The following is a 15,913-nucleotide window of genomic DNA, read 5'->3' as shown; positions in this document are numbered from 1 at the left end:
TGTTTAAAAAAATACTGCCTGCCCTGTGCCTTCTGGGTATTTCCATTTCAGCCCAAGCCCATAATCTGCAGAAACGCGAACTACCAGGCCTGGTCTTCCTGGGATTTAAAAGACGGATTAAAGCTGGGTGAACTGTACCTGGCCATAAAGAAGAAACCTGAACGAAAGGCGTGAACCTGGGCAACGCCTTCAACACCTTTGAATTAGCCTGCTTTTTCAGCCCAGACGGCAAGTATTTGTACTTCGCCAGTTTCAGCAAAGAAACGCCCGGTGTGCCCACAGAACTTTTGAACGGCGAAGGAAATATCTACCGCGTCCGGATGAAGGAGTTATTGAAACTAGTGGAAAAACAAGCTTTGGCCACTGAGGAAAAAAGGAGGTAGGTTACAACTACATTTACTCTTCAAGCCCTGAAAAACTGAATCTGTTTGGTTCAATTTTTCAGGGCTTTTTTATTTTACCAGGAAAGGCGAGGGTGGGAAGTTTGGTGCTTCAGCATTCGAACATCAACTCAAGAATTCTTTTCAGAATCAAACCTTTACACAGGACTTGCTGGGGTTTCCGTTTTCGGGCTCGTTTCCGGAAATGAGCCCGAAAACGGGAGTCAATTCTTTTTTTAACGAAGGGAAGCTACCAGGGGAAAACAAGGTGTACCACTTTTTAGTTGGTTTCTACGTATGACGCCTGTAGGTACAGGAAATGGCAAAAAAACTTACCTTTTTTTGAGGCCGCCGTCCTACTTTTCCCATTTTACCCTTTTTATGAAATATACCTTACTTTTCTTTTTCTACTTCGGTTTGGTGACCCTACTTCCTGCGCAGGTAATTGAGCAAGACACCATCAAGCCTGGCCGTGGCAGCCGCGAAACGCAGTTGGAACGCATCAAAGACCGCAAGAAACGCCTCTTCACTGATTCGCTGGGCGGCACTGAGCCTACCAACAAAGTTCTCCTAGACACCACCATCTTCAACAAATACGGCGACCTGCTCAATGATGACCCCGAATACAACAAGCGCCAACCGCTCTGGAAACCGGCGTTGCAGGTATTGGGCGTGAACGGCTTGTTCATGGGCTACAACCGCTTTGTGGCCAAGGCCGATTACGCCTACGTGAGCCCCGCCACCTGGAAAAAGAACCTCCGAACTGAACCGGAATGGGACACAGACGAATTCGGGATTAACTTTATTGGGCACCCGTACCAGGGGACCTTGTACTTCAATGCGGCCCGGAGCCAGGGTTACAATTACTGGGCCTCGTTGGGTTTTGCCTCGGGCGGGAGCGTGACCTGGGAATACTTCGGGGAGAATACCTTGCCGTCTTATAATGACATGATTTACACGCCCTTAAACGGCGCGGCGCTGGGCGAGATTCTGTACCGGGTGAGTTCCAATATTCTGGATGACCGCACCACCGGCCGTGAGCGGGTGATCAGGGAAGTGGCGGCTGGCTTGATTAATCCGGTGCGCGGGCTTAACCGCTTGCTGCAGGGCAAAACCAAAACGGTCACCAACAAAGAAGTCTACGAGAAAGAGCCGCTCAACCTCACGTTCTTTGCCGGGGTGCACCGCCAGAACAACAGGCAAGATGATTTCTTCGGCCCCGCCGATGAAAAATTCATGGTCAACGCCCAACTGGATTACGGCAACCCTTTTGAAGACCAGGCCCGCAAACCGTTTGATTTCTTCCGGCTGCGCGTGGAGTTGAGCGCCGGCGGAAAAGACACCACCGCAGGCATCATCAACAACATTACCGGCTACGGCATCTTGTTTGGCAAAAACAGCAAATGGGGCAAGATGGACGTGATGACTGGCCTATTCCAATACTATGATTACTGGAACACCCGCAACTTTGACTTGGGCGCCTTGGGGTTCGGTCCGGGGCTGTTCACCCGACTGCCGGTCAGCAAGCAGATCAATCTCTACAATAACGTGCATTTGGGCGTGATACCATTGGCCGGAAACAGCACGCGTTTCTCTAAAGACGAAAACGGCCTGCGTGATTATGTGTACACCACCGGTTTGCATGCCAAGCTGGAAAGCACCCTGAGTTTGAGCCGCTACGCGTCTCTGGCCTTTGTGTACTACCACTATTGGCTCAAAACATTTGAGGGCCTGGAGGGCACCAACTCCATTGGCATTGTGCGGCCGCGAGTAACGGTCAGGTTGTTCAAGAACGTGAGTTTGGGCTATGAGCATTTTGGTTACACCACCCGCCGCCAGCTAGAAATGTTCCCTACGCAACGCTCCGTAATCACCGACCAGAAGATTTTCCTGCAGCTTTTCTTGGAAGACCCGCAACGCAGAGGCCGCTACAACTAAAAGGCCAACACGTATAAATTCCTGTTTTCGGGCTCAATTCCAGAAATGAGCCCGAAAACAGGAATTCTTTGTTTTAGGAGATGCCCCACCATGACCAGACGCACTAGGGAGGTTATCGCCTTCGTTTAAAAGTAGTACCTTTAAGGTGTGATGTTCGCTGTTTTCATTTCAGATAACCTTACTTTTTGATTTCCTTTTTATGAAAAATAACTTCTGGCCCATGGGCCGAACTTCGGGTTTTCTTGCCGTTCTGGCGGTGGCTGGCTGCACCAGCACGCCTCCGCAAACCACCAACAATACCGCGGCCACTGCGGCTGTTTCGCAGGCTGCCGCTACACCTCCCAATGACATGCAAAATCCTCTGTTAGCCGAATGGACCGGGCCTTTTGGCGGCGTTCCGGCGTTTGATAAAATGAACCTGGCCCATTTGCCCGCGGCCATGGAAAAAGGCATGGCCCTGCATTTAGCCGAGATTGACGCCATCGCCAATAACCCCGAGCCTGCCACCTTTGCCAACACCCTAGAGGCCATGGAGAAAGCCGGCGAACCGCTGAACCGCGCCTTTGTCTATTATGGCATCTGGGGCAGCAATTTGTCCAGCCCCGAGTTCCGGAAGATTCAGGCCGAGATTGCCCCCAAGATTTCTGAGTACAGTTCCAAGGTTTCGCAGAACCAGCAGTTGTTCAACCGCATTAAAACGGTGTATGAAAATGCCCAGAAAACGCCGCTGCCCGCAGACCAGCAGCGCGTGGTGCAGTTGATTTATGAAAACTTCCAGATGGAAGGCGCTGGGTTAGACGCAGCTTCCAAGCAACGCTACGCGGCCATCAACAAAGAATTGTCCAGCTTGTACACCGCCTTCGGGAACAACACCCTGGCTGACGAGGAGAAATATGTGACTTACCTCACCAAAGAGCAGTTGGGCGGTTTGCCCGAGAGTTTTGTGAAGGCCGCCGCCAAAGCCGCCGAAGAACGCGGCAAGACCGGCCAATACGCCGTGACCAACACGCGCTCCTCCGTGGATCAGTTCCTGACCTACTCAGACCAGCGGGCGCTGCGCGAAAAAGTCTGGACCACCTTCTACTCCCGTGGCGACAACGGCGATGCCCATGACAACAACCAGAACATCACCAAAATTCTGCAGCTGCGCAACGAGCGCGTGAAACTGCTGGGAGCCAAATCATACGCCGACTGGCGCCTGCAGAACCGCATGGCCAAGAACCCGGAGAACGCCATGGCTCTCATGAACGCCGTGTGGCCTGCCGCCATTGGTCGTGTGAAAGAAGAAGTCAAAGACATGCAGGCCATTGCCACTGCCAGCGGCCAGAAAATCACCATTTCGCCCTGGGATTACCTGTATTACTCAGAGAAAGTGCGCAAGAAAAAGTATGATCTGGATTCTGACGAAGTAAAGCAATACCTGGAGCTGGGCAACCTCACGCAGGCCATTTTCTACACCGCCGGGGAATTGTTCAATTATAACTTTTCGCCGGTGGCCGCGGGTTCTGTGCCGGTCTATCACCCAGACGTGAAAGTGTGGGAAGTAACCGATAAAACCACCGGTAAGCACATTGGCCTTTGGTATTTAGATCCTTTTGCCCGCACCGGAAAACGCTCCGGGGCTTGGGCCTCGGCGTACCGCAGCCATACCACGTTCAACGGTCATAAAACGGTGCTGGCTTCCAACAATTCCAACTTTATCAAGCCTGCGCCCGGTGAACCAGTATTGGTTTCCTGGAATGACGCCACCACGTTTTTCCACGAGTTTGGGCACGCTCTGCACTTCCTGTCAAGTAATGTGAAATACCCTACCCTGAACGGCGGCGTGCGTGACTACACTGAATTCCAGAGCCAGTTGCTGGAGCGTTGGTTGTCTACCGACCGCGTGATCAACCAGTTCCTGAAACACCACAAAACCGGTCAGGTAATGCCTGCCAGCTTAGTCGCCAAAATCAAGAAAGCCGCTACCTTTAACCAAGGCTTCGGTACGACGGAGTTTCTGGGTTCGGCCATCATGGATTTGAAATACCACATGGCAGACCCCACCAACCTGAACCCAGACATTTTTGAGCGCGAAACCCTGAAAGCCATGAACATGCCTCAGGAAGTAGTTATGCGTCACCGGTCGCCGCACTTTGGGCACGTGTTCTCTAGTGAGGGCTATGCCGCCGGGTACTATGGTTATCTGTGGGCAGATGTGTTGACCTCAGACGCCGCCGAGGCTTTTGAGCAGGCACCCGGCGGGTTCTATGACAAAGAAGTAGCCACAAGATTGGTGAAGTACCTGTTCGCGCCGCGCAATTCCATGGACCCCGCCGAGGCCTACCGTTTGTTCAGAGGCCGTGACGCCAAGATTGACGCCCTCATGCGTGACCGCGGCTTTGCCGTACCTACCGCGCCTGCCAAGAAGAAATAGTTTTTCACAGAAAATCCGCCGGTGCCGTTAATAATGGGCCGGTGGATTTTCTTTTATACCTGCAAGTTGATTCCTGCCTTTTTAACACAGCAGGTTTCACCTTCTACAAAGAACACCCAAATGAAGATAGTAGGAAACATACAGGCCATCACGCCCAACCGCAGCAGCAAGAACAAAAACGTTGAGCTGCACATTGACCGCGTGGAGTACCTCACCCAGAAAAAAGACGGCCGCTATTACCAGGATTTTGATTACATAGATGACCTGGATTCGCCCTTGGTCATCACCGGGGATTTTCTGGCCCTGGCCACCGATAAAAAGCTGCCGGAAGGCGAGTTGGCGTTCAAGGTCTATGACCTGGTGGAAGGGGAGTATGTACACAATCCGCAAAAGTACCTGGCCATCACGCTGTTTTATGATTTTGATGAAAACCAGACCATTCTCAGCGAAGTGGACTACGTGATAACCCTGGACCGCGAAACCTTTGAACAACTCATGGCAGCGCGTGAGAAAGAAAAAGGGCTTTACCTGAAAAACAGAAAAAAGCGGTAGGGAATTGCTGAAATTGCCTTTGAACGCAAGGCTAGAAACTTTCCGGCACCAGGGCAGCCCCGAAGACCAGTTCCTGGCCGGTCATCACAAAAAAGAAGTTCTGGAGTTGGTGCACAAATTCTACCGGGGCACTGGTGGCAATGTAGCCACCGTTGAACACAATCTCTTTGTATGCGGGGTCAAGCGCCCATTGGTCTAATTGCGGAAACGAGTATTCCTGCTCCAGTTCATTGAAATTTGCCCCGGCCAGCCATTCCACGGTAAGCGGAATAGGGGCATAGGCCGCCATGTCTCCCTGCAGAATGGAGATGAGCCGCGCTTTGTCCAGCACCACTGGGGCCCCAGACGCATAGACCACATTCCCAACCCGGAGTTCAGTTTCAAACATGGCGCAATATACGGGTTTCTGCCAGAGACACAGGCTTGCCACTGTGTGAAAATCCTGAACAAGGCCAGAAACTCGCTTTGGTAAACAGCCAAACCTAGCAGAACCAGGCACTTTCCGTTTTCGGGCTCAGTTTCAGAAATGAGCCCAAAAACGGGTTTTCGGGGGCTTTCACCCAAATCTTATTTTCTGATTGGGTGAGTAGAATTGCCGAAATTTGGGCAAACCAACCCATTTACCTGCCGTAGAGAAATAGAGGCGGTTCCAGACCGGGCCGTTGACGCAAAACCTTAACGTGAATCTCTATGTGGCAACCAATTTCAAGACCTTTGCATGGGCTGGCAGACGCTGGCTTTGTGCCCGCCGTGGCAGCAGCCCCAGAATTAGTGGGCTTTACCGAAGAAGAAACAGCCTCTACCCTGTGCCGGGCAATTAGTGGCAGCGCTCTGGTGTCTGCCCTTGTCACCAAAGCCGAATGGGGCGCGGTGAAAGTGATGCCTTACAAAGCCCACCTTGCTGTGGATTTGGCTACCGGCATGTTTTCCATGGCGGCTCCCTGGCTGTTTGGCTTCGCCGGGAACACCAAAGCTCGCAACACCTTTTTAGCTATGGGCTTGGTAGGGTTGGTGGTAACGGCGCTTTCCCGCCCCGAGGAAATGGAGCCCGGCCATGAACTAAACCTCAAACGCAAGGCATCGGCGCTGCCCGCTTTGTAAACAACTGGTTTTTCACCCAATGATAACGTTTAAAAAAAGAGCAGGCATGGCTTTGAGAAGCAGCCTGCTCTTTTGGTTTCTGTCTTAGAGCCTGTTTATATTTTGGTTTTGCAAGCGAAAAATGTGGAGCGAAAGGTTCTGGCGAAGCGATTTTTGAACAGCGTAGCAGCGCTACGGTGTGATAAAATGGCAAAGTCAGGTTCTTTTGATACCTTTTTGTAGCGCAAAAGACAAATTTAAACATGCTCTTCATCCACCCAATCGGCACGTTTCATGAATTGGTCCTACACCTGGAAACTCACCAAACGCACCTTTGTAGAATTCACCGATGACCGGCCCCTGGACTATGCGGCCATCATTGGGTTTTACACCATTTTCTCCTTGCCGGCGGTGTTGCTTATCATGATTAGAATTGCCGGCGCCGCGTTTGGCGTGGAGGCCGTGCGGGGGCAGGTGGTGCAGCAGATCAGCGGTATTGTGGGGCTTGAGAGCGCAGAGCAGATTCAATCCATTATTCAGAACGCCAGTGTGTCGCCGGCCAGTACGGTGGGCACCATTGTGGGCGTGTGTACCATGGTGTTTGCCGCCACCACCGTGTTTGTGGCTTTGCAAGACTCGCTCAACGCCCTCTGGAAAGTGAAACCCAAACCCGGCAAAGCCTGGCTCAATCTGGTGGTCAGCCGCGTACTTTCTCTGGCCATGGTTGTGAGTCTGGGCTTTCTGCTCCTGGTGTCTTTGTCTATTGAAGTGATTCTGGGCGTGCTGCATGACTTTCTGCACGCGCGTTTTTCCGGGGTGGCCGTTTACTTCATGACCATCGGGAATCTGGTGGTGTCGGTGCTGATCAGTACGGTGATCTTCGCGGTGATTTACAAGGTTTTGCCCGATGCTAAAATACGGTGGGTCAACGTGTGGGTGGGCGCCACGGTCACGGCCATTCTGTTTGTGGTGGGCAAATACTTGCTCAACATCTACCTCAGCTATGACCCGCTCGCCGACACGTACGGGGCGGCCAGTTCGGTGGTGTTGCTCTTGGTGTGGGTGTATTACACGTCTATTGTGTTTCTGCTGGGCGCCAAATTCACCCAGATTTATTCTGATGAACATGACAAAACCATTCAGCCCGCCGACCATGCCGTGAAAGTGGAAGTGAAGGAAATTGAAAAGGAAGAATAGGTGCTTTCCGTTTTCGGGCTCATTTTCAGAAATGAGCCCGAAAACGGGAAATTCATTTACCTGGGATCACGCTTTCTAATGAAATTGTCAGCAATTCACATCCAAGATGAAATTTTTATTCGGCGAACTTGTTCTTACTTTGCTATCTGTATCAACTGCCCATGACCGAAAAAGAGTTTGATGCCTCATACGCCGATGCCCTGGAGAATATCCTGGTGACCCTGGCCCAGAACGAGGAAATTGATCCTGCCAAATTTTACCACATGGCCTGTTTGGTGGAGAACCTTCGGTTTTTTAGCCCGGTGTTGTACGGCGCCATTTTGGACGGTAAGAAAAAGTAGGTTTTCAGAGCTGGAGTGCGAAATGATTTACGGCAGGTGCCTCATTCTTTAGTCTCCGCCGCAGCCGCCACAACCGCTGTCTCCTCCGCAGCCACTGTCATTGTCAGCACTGCCGCTACCTCCGCAACCACTGCCCCAGTTACCGCCAAAGCCAATAAATGTTACATCCGGAATCTTCAGGAAAAGCAGAAGGCCCGGCACCAGTAAATTCACCCCGACACTCAGCAGGTGCCCACCGCCATTGGCAGTGTAGAGGTATAGATTCACCAACACCCATGCAAGCCCAAACCACAAAAGACTGAAAGGTCCCAACTTTCGGGCCAGCAGGTGCTTCGTCAAATTCACACGTCTGAAATCGGTTTTTTTGAATCGTTCTGTCACATCTTCCCAGACATCTGGCGGCGGCTCTTTCCCGAAGGCAGTCACATATTGCTGTAAGGTATTTTCATACGTCTGGTGGAATCTGGCGGCTTCCTGTTCCCCACCGTTGGTGGAAATGTGGTGGAGCGGCTTCTGCAAAGTGTTTTGGCAAAGGTCCACCCAGTAGGAATGGGAATACGTTAAGTGCACATGCCAGGCCTGGTCCACCGCGTCTGAGGGAGCCATGGTTTGGTTGGAGATGCAGCAGAGGTATAGAAACTTCTTGTATTCGCGCATCACTTTTAAGGCATGGCCTTGGGTACACCCGTTTTCGCGCGCCAGCCTTGCAGAGAAAGGAAATGGGGCATACGGGTCATTTAATTCAAAGGCATCCAGTTTTTCCCATAAGGCAAGGTCAACGGAAGGGGAGTCCCACATGGCGCAGCAGTTTCTGAAATTTTATGGCAGGAATATAAGGCAAAGTCTCCAAAGTTCTGGCTTATACCTTCAGCTAAAATTCCCTGTTTTCGGGCTCATTTCTGGAAATGAGCCCGAAAACGGAAGCTGAAAAAATAATTTCTAGAAGAAGTTATGAAAGGACACGAGAAGGAAAAGTCCTTTTCATGGGAACCCAATTTGGGGTACTTAAAATCAGGAAGAACCTTAGAAGTTGTCTTGTGTTATGGCATTTACGCCCAACGTGTGCAGGAAATCAGAGAAAGACTGGCTGGCGTTGTAGAGTGACATCAGGTAGGTGTGCAGATCTGGTTTGGCGGTGTGGGTGTAATTGAACGCCTCTTTCAGAAATATGTCTACGTGCCATTCAGCAGATTTGGCCTGGACAACCGCGCTCTGGGGCAGGTCTGAGAGGTGCTTGAGGAAATACTTGCATTTTAGGGCAAGCACTTCCGCTGCCTTGCCAGATTCTCCAGAGGCAATGGCGGGCATTCTGAATTCCTCCAGAATTTTTACACCTAGATATTTTTGACTTACGAACAAAGCCGGATTCGACATGAACATCAATTATAAATAACCCTTAAGTATACCTATTAACAAGGGCTGATAAGTGTCTTTTAGTTTAACCCCAGTATTCACCGGTTGAATGAGAGGGTTCACTCGATGAGTAATCTTTTCAAGGTTCTAAAAATTCAGTGAAATCTGATTTTCAGGTCCCTTCCTTGGTGTTTTAGGTTATTCTTTCAACCATTGTTCTGGCGGTAAAATTCATTTCCTGGGTGAATAATTCGCAACTCACTCGCTGTCATGAATCTCCCAATTTGGCGTCTGTCACATTTTAACGGGGGTTCATCACATTTTTTATTTCGGCCAAGTGCTTTCCCTTATCATTGTTTAAAATCTGTACCAAATGAAAGAATTGTTCACAAGACCATCATTCCTGCAAAAAGTTGAGTTTTGGGCGGCCACGGTCATCTTTGTCTTTTCGCTGTTTTTCCTGAATACCGGCAGCGCCCACAGCAACGAGATCCTTTTCAAGAAAGTAGGCGTGCCGTTTGGCTATTACCGCAACTTCATCTTCCCGGAGATGGTGCAATACGTGGTGCTCTACCTGGCCTTTCTGTTTCTCAATTTCAAAGTGATTCCCAAACTCCTGGCCAAAGAGAACGTGGTGCTGAACACGTTTTGGGTAGTGTTCACGTTTCTGGTGACCGCGCTGGTGCTGGGCATCACCAATACCTACCTGCAACGCTATGAGCTTTCAAGGTTTTTATGGGAACAGGATGGCTACAGTTTTATCTTTCAGAAAAGTTTAAGCCGGGCGTTTGCGCTGTTGTTGATGCTGGGGCTGTATGCCTTTGTGAAGTTTGCCAGCCTCTATATTCTTGCCAATTCAGAAACCCTGCAGAACCGCTTTAAAGTGCTCACCCGTGACGCCCTCACAGCCATTATTGTCTGGATGGTCTCTATGTTCCTGCTGGTGATTGTTGACGCAGACCCAGAGTTGATTTTGACCTGGGGTTTGATTGGGCCGTTTGGGATATTATTTTACTGCTTCTCTTTTTACCGGCTGCTGCCAGCTTCTATCAACAGGAAAAGACCGTTTATGGCTTACCTGGGCAAGAGTCTATTCTGGTTGGCCGTGTCTTTTTTTCCGTTGGTCATTTTCATGATTTTGATCTGTGACTGTGAGGAAGATGCCCTGGGGTTTGGGGCAGGTAATGCTATTTTTCAGTTGTTTATCACCGTTCCTTTGTGTTGGATGCTCTACAAACGGCACATACTTGGCAATGAGCAGGTGCATGTGCTGCAGAAGGAACTGGGCCGCTCCAACGCCAACTTAGATTTTTTGCGGTCCCAGATCAACCCGCACTTTCTGTTCAACACGCTTAACACGCTCTACGGCACCGCCCTGCAGGAAAACAGTGAACGCACCGCCCAGGGCATACAGATGCTAGGCGACATGATGCGGTTCATGCTCCATGAAAACCACCAACACAAAATACTGCTTTCCAGGGAGATAGAGTACATGCGTAATTACGTGGAACTGCAGTCTTTGCGTACTTCGTCTTCGCCTAACATTGACATTCACACCAACATTGAAGACGTGCTGTCTGAGCGGTTCATTGCGCCCATGTTATTGATTCCGTTTGTGGAGAATGCGTTCAAGCACGGCATCAGTTTAAAGCAGAAATCATGGATAAAAGTGAGTCTGCACATGGAAGGCACCACGCTGTTCTTTGACGTGTACAACAGCAAGCACCCCAAACCCGCCCATGACCCCGAGGAAGGAAAATCTGGCGTGGGTCTGGACAATGTGAAACAACGGCTGGCGCTCCTCTATAAAAACAAACATGAATTGGTGATCAGGGAAACCCAGGAGGAATACTTTGTGCACCTCACCTTGCAACTCTAAAAGATTGTCGCCAAAGCCGTACCTTTAGGAAGACACCTCACAATTTTTTGCATGAAGGCAATTGCCGTTGATGATGAACCCATGGCCCTGGAAGTGGTGCGCTCGCATGCCGCCAAGGTGCCGTTTCTGGAACTGAAAGCCTGTTTCACAGATGCGTTTCTGGCGCTGGAATGCCTGCAGAAGGAACCCGTAGATGTGGTGTTCCTGGACATACGCATGCCGGACATCACGGGCTTGGAGTTTGTGGCCAGCCTGCAGAAGAAGCCATTGGTTATTTTCACCACCGCGTATTCTGAGCATGCCGTCACCAGTTTTGAGTTAGATGCCCTTGATTATCTGCTCAAGCCGTTCTCGTTGCCCCGGTTCATCAAAGCCTGCAACAAAGCCCAGGAACAACTGTTGCTCCGGGGCGGGGCCCAACAGCAAGCCAAGGACTATATTTTCCTGAAGACGGGTTATGAGCAAGTGAAAGTGCAGTTCCAGGATATTCTGTATTTAGAGGCCGCGGGGAACTACGTCACGTTTGTGCTAGCGGGCAAAAGCCTGCTCTCGCGCCTGACCATGACCGAAGTGCAGGAACTTTTGCCCGCGCAGGAATTCATACGGGTGCACCGCTCCTTTATAGTGGCCAAACACAAAATTGACAAGATTGAACGTCACCAAGTTACCATTAAAGGCCAGCACGTGCCGGTGGGCGCTTCGTTCATGCAGGATCTCCACTTTTAGTCATCCCAGTTTGGGGTTTCCGCGCTAAAAAAAGAGTTGCCACTTCCTGTTTTTAGGCTCATTTTCATAAATGAGCCTAAAAACAGGAAGTGACAGAAGCACTAGCCTGGTGACCGGCCTTCAACAAAAACACACTTAATTCCTGAAAGCGCTTTGGGAAGCAGGCTTTAGGTGGATGAGAAAGCGGGTGCCCACGCCCAGTTGGCTGCTGACCTTAATTTCGCCGCCCATGGCCTCAATCTGGGTTTTGACCAGAAACAGGCCCAGGCCACGCCCCTCCACGTTGCGGTGAAACCGTTTGTAAAGCTTGAACACCTTGCCGGCCGCTTTGTCTTCGTCAAACCCTGAGCCGTTGTCTTTGACCGATACCACTACCCATTCAGATTCTGATAAAATTCTCACTGTAATTTTCAGGAGCCTTTCTTGTGACCGGTACTTGATGGCGTTGGAAATAAGGTTATGGAACACACTGAACAGGTAGGCCCGGTTGCCCAGCACCTGGCTTTCGTCTGAAATCTCCACGTGAATTTCTCCTCCAAAGGCTTCTAATTGCTCCAGCAGGGTTTGGGTGGCTTCCCATACCAGCGGCGCCAGCGGCACAGGTTCCTGGCCTACGGCTCCTTTGCTAAACCCCACCGACAATATAATGCTCAGGTCTTTCAAAACGGCGTCTATGGCCTGCACGCTGCTGTCCAGGTTGGCCAGGGCTTTGTTGAAATTCTCTGAGGAGCGGTCCAGCACGTTGAGCAAGCCGGCCAGGCCAATGGCGTTGGCCACCGGTGCGCGCAGGTTATGTGACACAATATAGGTGAACTGCTGCAGGTTTTGGTTCTGGAGGTAGAGTTCCTGGGTGAGGCGCGCCTGGCTTTCATCGGCCTTTTTCTGGGCGGAGATGTCGGTTTGCAGGGCAATATACCTAATTATATTTCCGGCCGCGTCTTGCACGGGCGTCACGTTGATCCTGACCCAGAACTCAGTGCCGTCTTTCCGGTAGTTTAAAAGTTCCTGGGAGAAGGTGGCGCCCGATTTATAATTCTCCAATTGTTGGTTGGAGGCCACCGGACTCGTGTTGGGCCCTTGCAGGAAATCGCTGGGGCGCTTGCCCAAGACTTCTTCCAGGGTGTACTGGTTCATGTTGGTGAAGCCTTCATTGACCCACTCAATTTCACGGTTCCCGTTCATGATCACCACGCCATTGATTGTTTTGCTGGCCACCAGAGACAGCATTTTAAGTTCGCGTTGGTAATTGACCCGGTCAGTGATGTCCAGCATATATACGGTGAGGCCGTCTTCTGAGGGGAACATTTTCACGCCCAGCCACACGCCCCGGTGCTGGAGATACGTCTCAAACGCCAGAGATTTGCCCGTGCGCAACACTTCCTGGTATTTCTGAAAAAATTCGCCTTCCATTTCCTCTGGGCAGCAGTGGGCCATGTGTTTTCCCATGCATCTGTCTTTGTCAATCTGCAGGAGCCGGGCGCATTCACTGTTGATGAGCGTGAAACGCATCTGATGGTCTAGGGTGAAGAAGGCGTCTGTGATACTTTCCAGCACGGTGTTGAGTCGCTGGGCCTGTTTCTGAATGGTGCCGTACGCCCGCACCATGGCGGTAATGTCTTTGGAAATGGTCTCTACCCCAATAATGCTCCCGTTCAAGAAGATGGGGTACATGGTGGTATCCAGAATTTTCTCCTTGCCTTCATGGTCCACAGTCTCCAGGTCAAACCGAAGCGTGCCGCCCTGCAATGCCTCTGTGAAATACCGCTGCGCCAACTGCCCCGTCTCTGCGGGCAGAAAAGAAGCGAAGGGTTGACCCAACACCTGCTCTCTGGTAAAACCGAGCACTTTCTCAAAGGCGGAGTTCACTTCGGTGACCGTGCCGGCGGGGCTGGTATGGAACACCGCGTCTGGGTTTTTCTCAAAGAGGTTGTGGTACTTCTGTTCGTTTTCCTGCAGCCTGATGTTGTTGATCATCTGGTCTGAGATGTCTCTGGAGCTGATGACCAGGGCCTGTATGCTGGGGTTGTGCAGCTGGTTGCTGGCAGTGGTGTCAATCCAGCGCCAGGAACCGTCTTTGGCCTTAAACCTGAACCCGGAGATGCGCAGAAACTCCTCCTGGTCTAGCACTTGCATCAGTTTTTCCTGCAAAAACGCCAGGTCATCTGGGTGAATAAATTCAAGGGCGCTTTTGCCCACCATTTCTTCCGGGGCATAGCCCAGCAGCCGCGTGGTGGAGCCGCCAATGTAGGTGTAAGTTCCTTCGGAGTTCATGAGCGCCAGCATGTCGGCGCCTTGTTCTACCAGGGCAGAATGCAGTTCTTCGCGCTGCTGGAGCAGGAGTCGGGTGTTGTTGCGCTCCGTCACATCGCGGCCTACCAAAAAGAAAACCTGGTCCTCGGCAGACCACACCATTGACCACTCAATCTGCACCGTCTTGCCGTTTTTGTGAAGGTGCGAGGTTTCAAACTGACTTTCCTGGTTTATTTCCTTGGGCAGCATGGCGCTGGTGACAGCAGCCACGTCACACGGGCTCACAAACTCAGTAAAGGAACGGCCCTCCACGTCTTCCGGGGCATGGCCCAAGACGCGGTGGCAGGCATGGCTGGCGAACAAGAGGGCACCGGTCGCACTGACAATGCAGTGCAGGTCCAATGAATTCTTGATCATTTTGGCAAATATGCCGTCAGTGCTGTATTCCCCAGGTTTGTCCATAAAACTGAACGCCCTTAGCGCCCATTCTTTTTATTTGCCGTTCCCCGCCAAGCTTATGGGTCACGCTATTAAATCAAATTTTTTAACAGCCTGCTCTCCGTTTTTGCCTAACTACACGTGACACTTCAAGTTCTTTTCTTAAGAAGTAGGGGAATGGTCATTCAATATAAAAACTTCTGGGGAATGCGTTGGTTAAGTTGAAATTTAAATTTGAAATCTATTGAAGGCGTGCGCTTCAATCTGGTGAGTTAGGCAATCATCTTCTGCTTGGTTTTCAGAATAAGAATAGAAGCCTGAAGAGAAAACCAAGTGAAGAAAGTAAGATGATTTGCTGATAAAAGCGTGCAGAAATCAGCATTCCAGCGAAGCAACTATTAGTATCATTTAAAGCTGTGTGAACTTTCCGTTTTTAGGGAAGTGCTACGAACATTTTTGGCTTCATTTTCAGAAATGAGCCCGAAAACGGAAATTTGTTCAAGCGAAATATGCTTCCTGTAATTTAGCGCTTTATGCTTCTGAACCCAAAATAGTTTCAAGTGAAGCCGGCCATCCGAATTGCTGGCAGATTTGCTTCATGTTTTCCGGCAATGGAGCTGTGATCTTAATTTGCTGCTGCGTAAACGGGTGCTCAAAGATCAAAGACGCGGCGTGCAACAGCATGGTAGGGCTCTGCAATTGCTCCAGGAACATGAGGTTGTGCCGCCAGTCGCCGTGTTTTTTATCGCCTATAATGTAGTGCCGAAGATGCGCGAAATGCTTTCTGATCTGGTGCATACGGCCGGTCTCTGGTTTCACTTTCACCAGGCTGTAACGCGCGGTTTGGTAGCGCCCCACGGCAATGGGAAGTTCCACGGTGGCCAATCTTGAAAAATGCGTGACGGCGTCCTGCGGTTCTTTGAGTCCGTTGTCTCGGTCTGGCCTGATGGGGCTGTCCACGGTGCCCGCCTCGGGCGCATAGCCGCGCACCACGGCCACGTAGGTTTTGTCGGGCTGGCGGTCAGTGAAGGCTTGTACCAAAGGCGCCGCCGCTTCCGCAGATTTCGCGAACAGCAAAACGCCCGAGGTGCCGCGGTCTAACCGGTGCAACGGAAAAACTTTGATTCCCAGTTGGTCGCGCAGCAGTTGCAGGGCGAATTCCTTTTGCTCCTCAGCCATGCGCGTGCGGTGCACCAACAGCCCGTTGGGTTTGTTGATGGCCACGTACTGCGCGTCTTCATAAAGTATTTCCAGCTCCACATTCAGAAGTAAGCTCGCAAATTACAGAGATTTTGGGGGAAGTTGGCATTAAGAAAGTTGCGGCAGAGTCTTAAAGTTTTATCGTCCTGAACAGTTCTTAGCG

14 protein-coding genes are annotated in these 15,913 nt (G+C 50.9%); 9 read left to right on the top strand and 5 right to left on the bottom strand.

Translation table 11 applies throughout. The annotated features are described in order from the left end of the window. Positions 1-170: 170 nt before the first annotated feature. From IMY23_RS06520 to IMY23_RS06505, 4 genes are all read left to right on the top strand, one after another. Entirely contained in the window at positions 171-383 is a 213-nt protein-coding gene (locus tag IMY23_RS06520; RefSeq protein ID WP_192821309.1) for a PD40 domain-containing protein, read from the top strand. Between the two features lie 378 nt (positions 384-761). After that, complete coding sequence (locus tag IMY23_RS06515) at positions 762-2,318, top strand: DUF3943 domain-containing protein (RefSeq protein ID WP_192821308.1); 1,557 nt, start codon at positions 762-764, stop codon at positions 2,316-2,318. Between the two features lie 199 nt (positions 2,319-2,517). Next, positions 2,518-4,734, top strand: a complete 2,217-nt coding sequence (locus tag IMY23_RS06510) for a M3 family metallopeptidase (RefSeq protein ID WP_225986428.1) — start codon at positions 2,518-2,520, stop codon at positions 4,732-4,734. 120 nt (positions 4,735-4,854) lie between these two features. After that, positions 4,855-5,286, top strand: coding sequence for a hypothetical protein (locus IMY23_RS06505; protein WP_192821307.1), 432 nt, complete (start codon positions 4,855-4,857; stop codon positions 5,284-5,286). A 31-nt stretch (positions 5,287-5,317) separates the two neighbouring features. Here IMY23_RS06505 and IMY23_RS06500 read toward each other — a convergent pair whose 3' ends face one another. Next, entirely contained in the window at positions 5,318-5,674 is a 357-nt protein-coding gene (locus IMY23_RS06500) for a hypothetical protein (protein ID WP_192821306.1), read from the bottom strand. 302 nt (positions 5,675-5,976) lie between these two features. Between IMY23_RS06500 and IMY23_RS06495 the strand changes: the two genes are divergently transcribed. From IMY23_RS06495 to IMY23_RS06485, 3 genes are all read left to right on the top strand, one after another. After that, positions 5,977-6,387, top strand: coding sequence for a hypothetical protein (locus tag IMY23_RS06495; protein ID WP_192821305.1), 411 nt, complete (start codon positions 5,977-5,979; stop codon positions 6,385-6,387). 273 nt (positions 6,388-6,660) lie between these two features. Beyond that, positions 6,661-7,563 carry a YihY/virulence factor BrkB family protein gene (locus tag IMY23_RS06490; protein ID WP_192821304.1) on the top strand — a complete coding sequence of 301 codons (903 nt, stop codon included), beginning with the start codon at positions 6,661-6,663 and terminating at the stop codon, positions 7,561-7,563. Between the two features lie 161 nt (positions 7,564-7,724). Then, complete coding sequence (locus IMY23_RS06485; protein WP_192821303.1) at positions 7,725-7,904, top strand: hypothetical protein; 180 nt, start codon at positions 7,725-7,727, stop codon at positions 7,902-7,904. 48 nt (positions 7,905-7,952) lie between these two features. Here IMY23_RS06485 and IMY23_RS06480 read toward each other — a convergent pair whose 3' ends face one another. Further along, entirely contained in the window at positions 7,953-8,702 is a 750-nt protein-coding gene (locus tag IMY23_RS06480) for a hypothetical protein (protein WP_192821302.1), read from the bottom strand. A gap of 225 nt (positions 8,703-8,927) precedes the next feature. Further along, a complete protein-coding gene (locus IMY23_RS06475) occupies positions 8,928-9,263 on the bottom strand; it encodes a hypothetical protein (protein WP_192821301.1) in 336 nt (111 codons plus the stop codon). Between the two features lie 367 nt (positions 9,264-9,630). Here IMY23_RS06475 and IMY23_RS06470 point away from each other — a divergent pair, with 367 nt between their 5' ends. Together IMY23_RS06470 and IMY23_RS06465 are read left to right on the top strand one after the other, a co-directional pair. Continuing rightward, positions 9,631-11,136: a sensor histidine kinase gene (locus tag IMY23_RS06470; protein ID WP_192821300.1), complete on the top strand. Its 1,506-nt coding sequence runs from the start codon at positions 9,631-9,633 to the stop codon at positions 11,134-11,136. A 51-nt stretch (positions 11,137-11,187) separates the two neighbouring features. Next, positions 11,188-11,862, top strand: coding sequence for a LytTR family DNA-binding domain-containing protein (locus tag IMY23_RS06465; RefSeq protein ID WP_192821299.1), 675 nt, complete (start codon positions 11,188-11,190; stop codon positions 11,860-11,862). 135 nt (positions 11,863-11,997) lie between these two features. Here the strand turns inward: IMY23_RS06465 and IMY23_RS06460 are convergent, their stop codons facing one another. Both IMY23_RS06460 and IMY23_RS06455 read right to left on the bottom strand, forming a co-directional pair. After that, positions 11,998-14,574, bottom strand: coding sequence for a PAS domain S-box protein (locus IMY23_RS06460; RefSeq protein ID WP_192821298.1), 2,577 nt, complete (start codon positions 14,572-14,574; stop codon positions 11,998-12,000). Between the two features lie 507 nt (positions 14,575-15,081). Then, complete coding sequence (locus IMY23_RS06455; RefSeq protein ID WP_370589834.1) at positions 15,082-15,810, bottom strand: pseudouridine synthase; 729 nt, start codon at positions 15,808-15,810, stop codon at positions 15,082-15,084. Between the last annotated feature and the right edge of the window lie 103 nt (positions 15,811-15,913).

The organism is Rufibacter sp. LB8, assembly GCF_014876185.1.
Classification (GTDB): Bacteria; Bacteroidota; Bacteroidia; order Cytophagales; family Hymenobacteraceae; genus Nibribacter.
The sequence above is the reverse complement of the archived record's forward strand: the minus strand, read 5'-3'. Positions and strand labels throughout refer to the sequence as shown.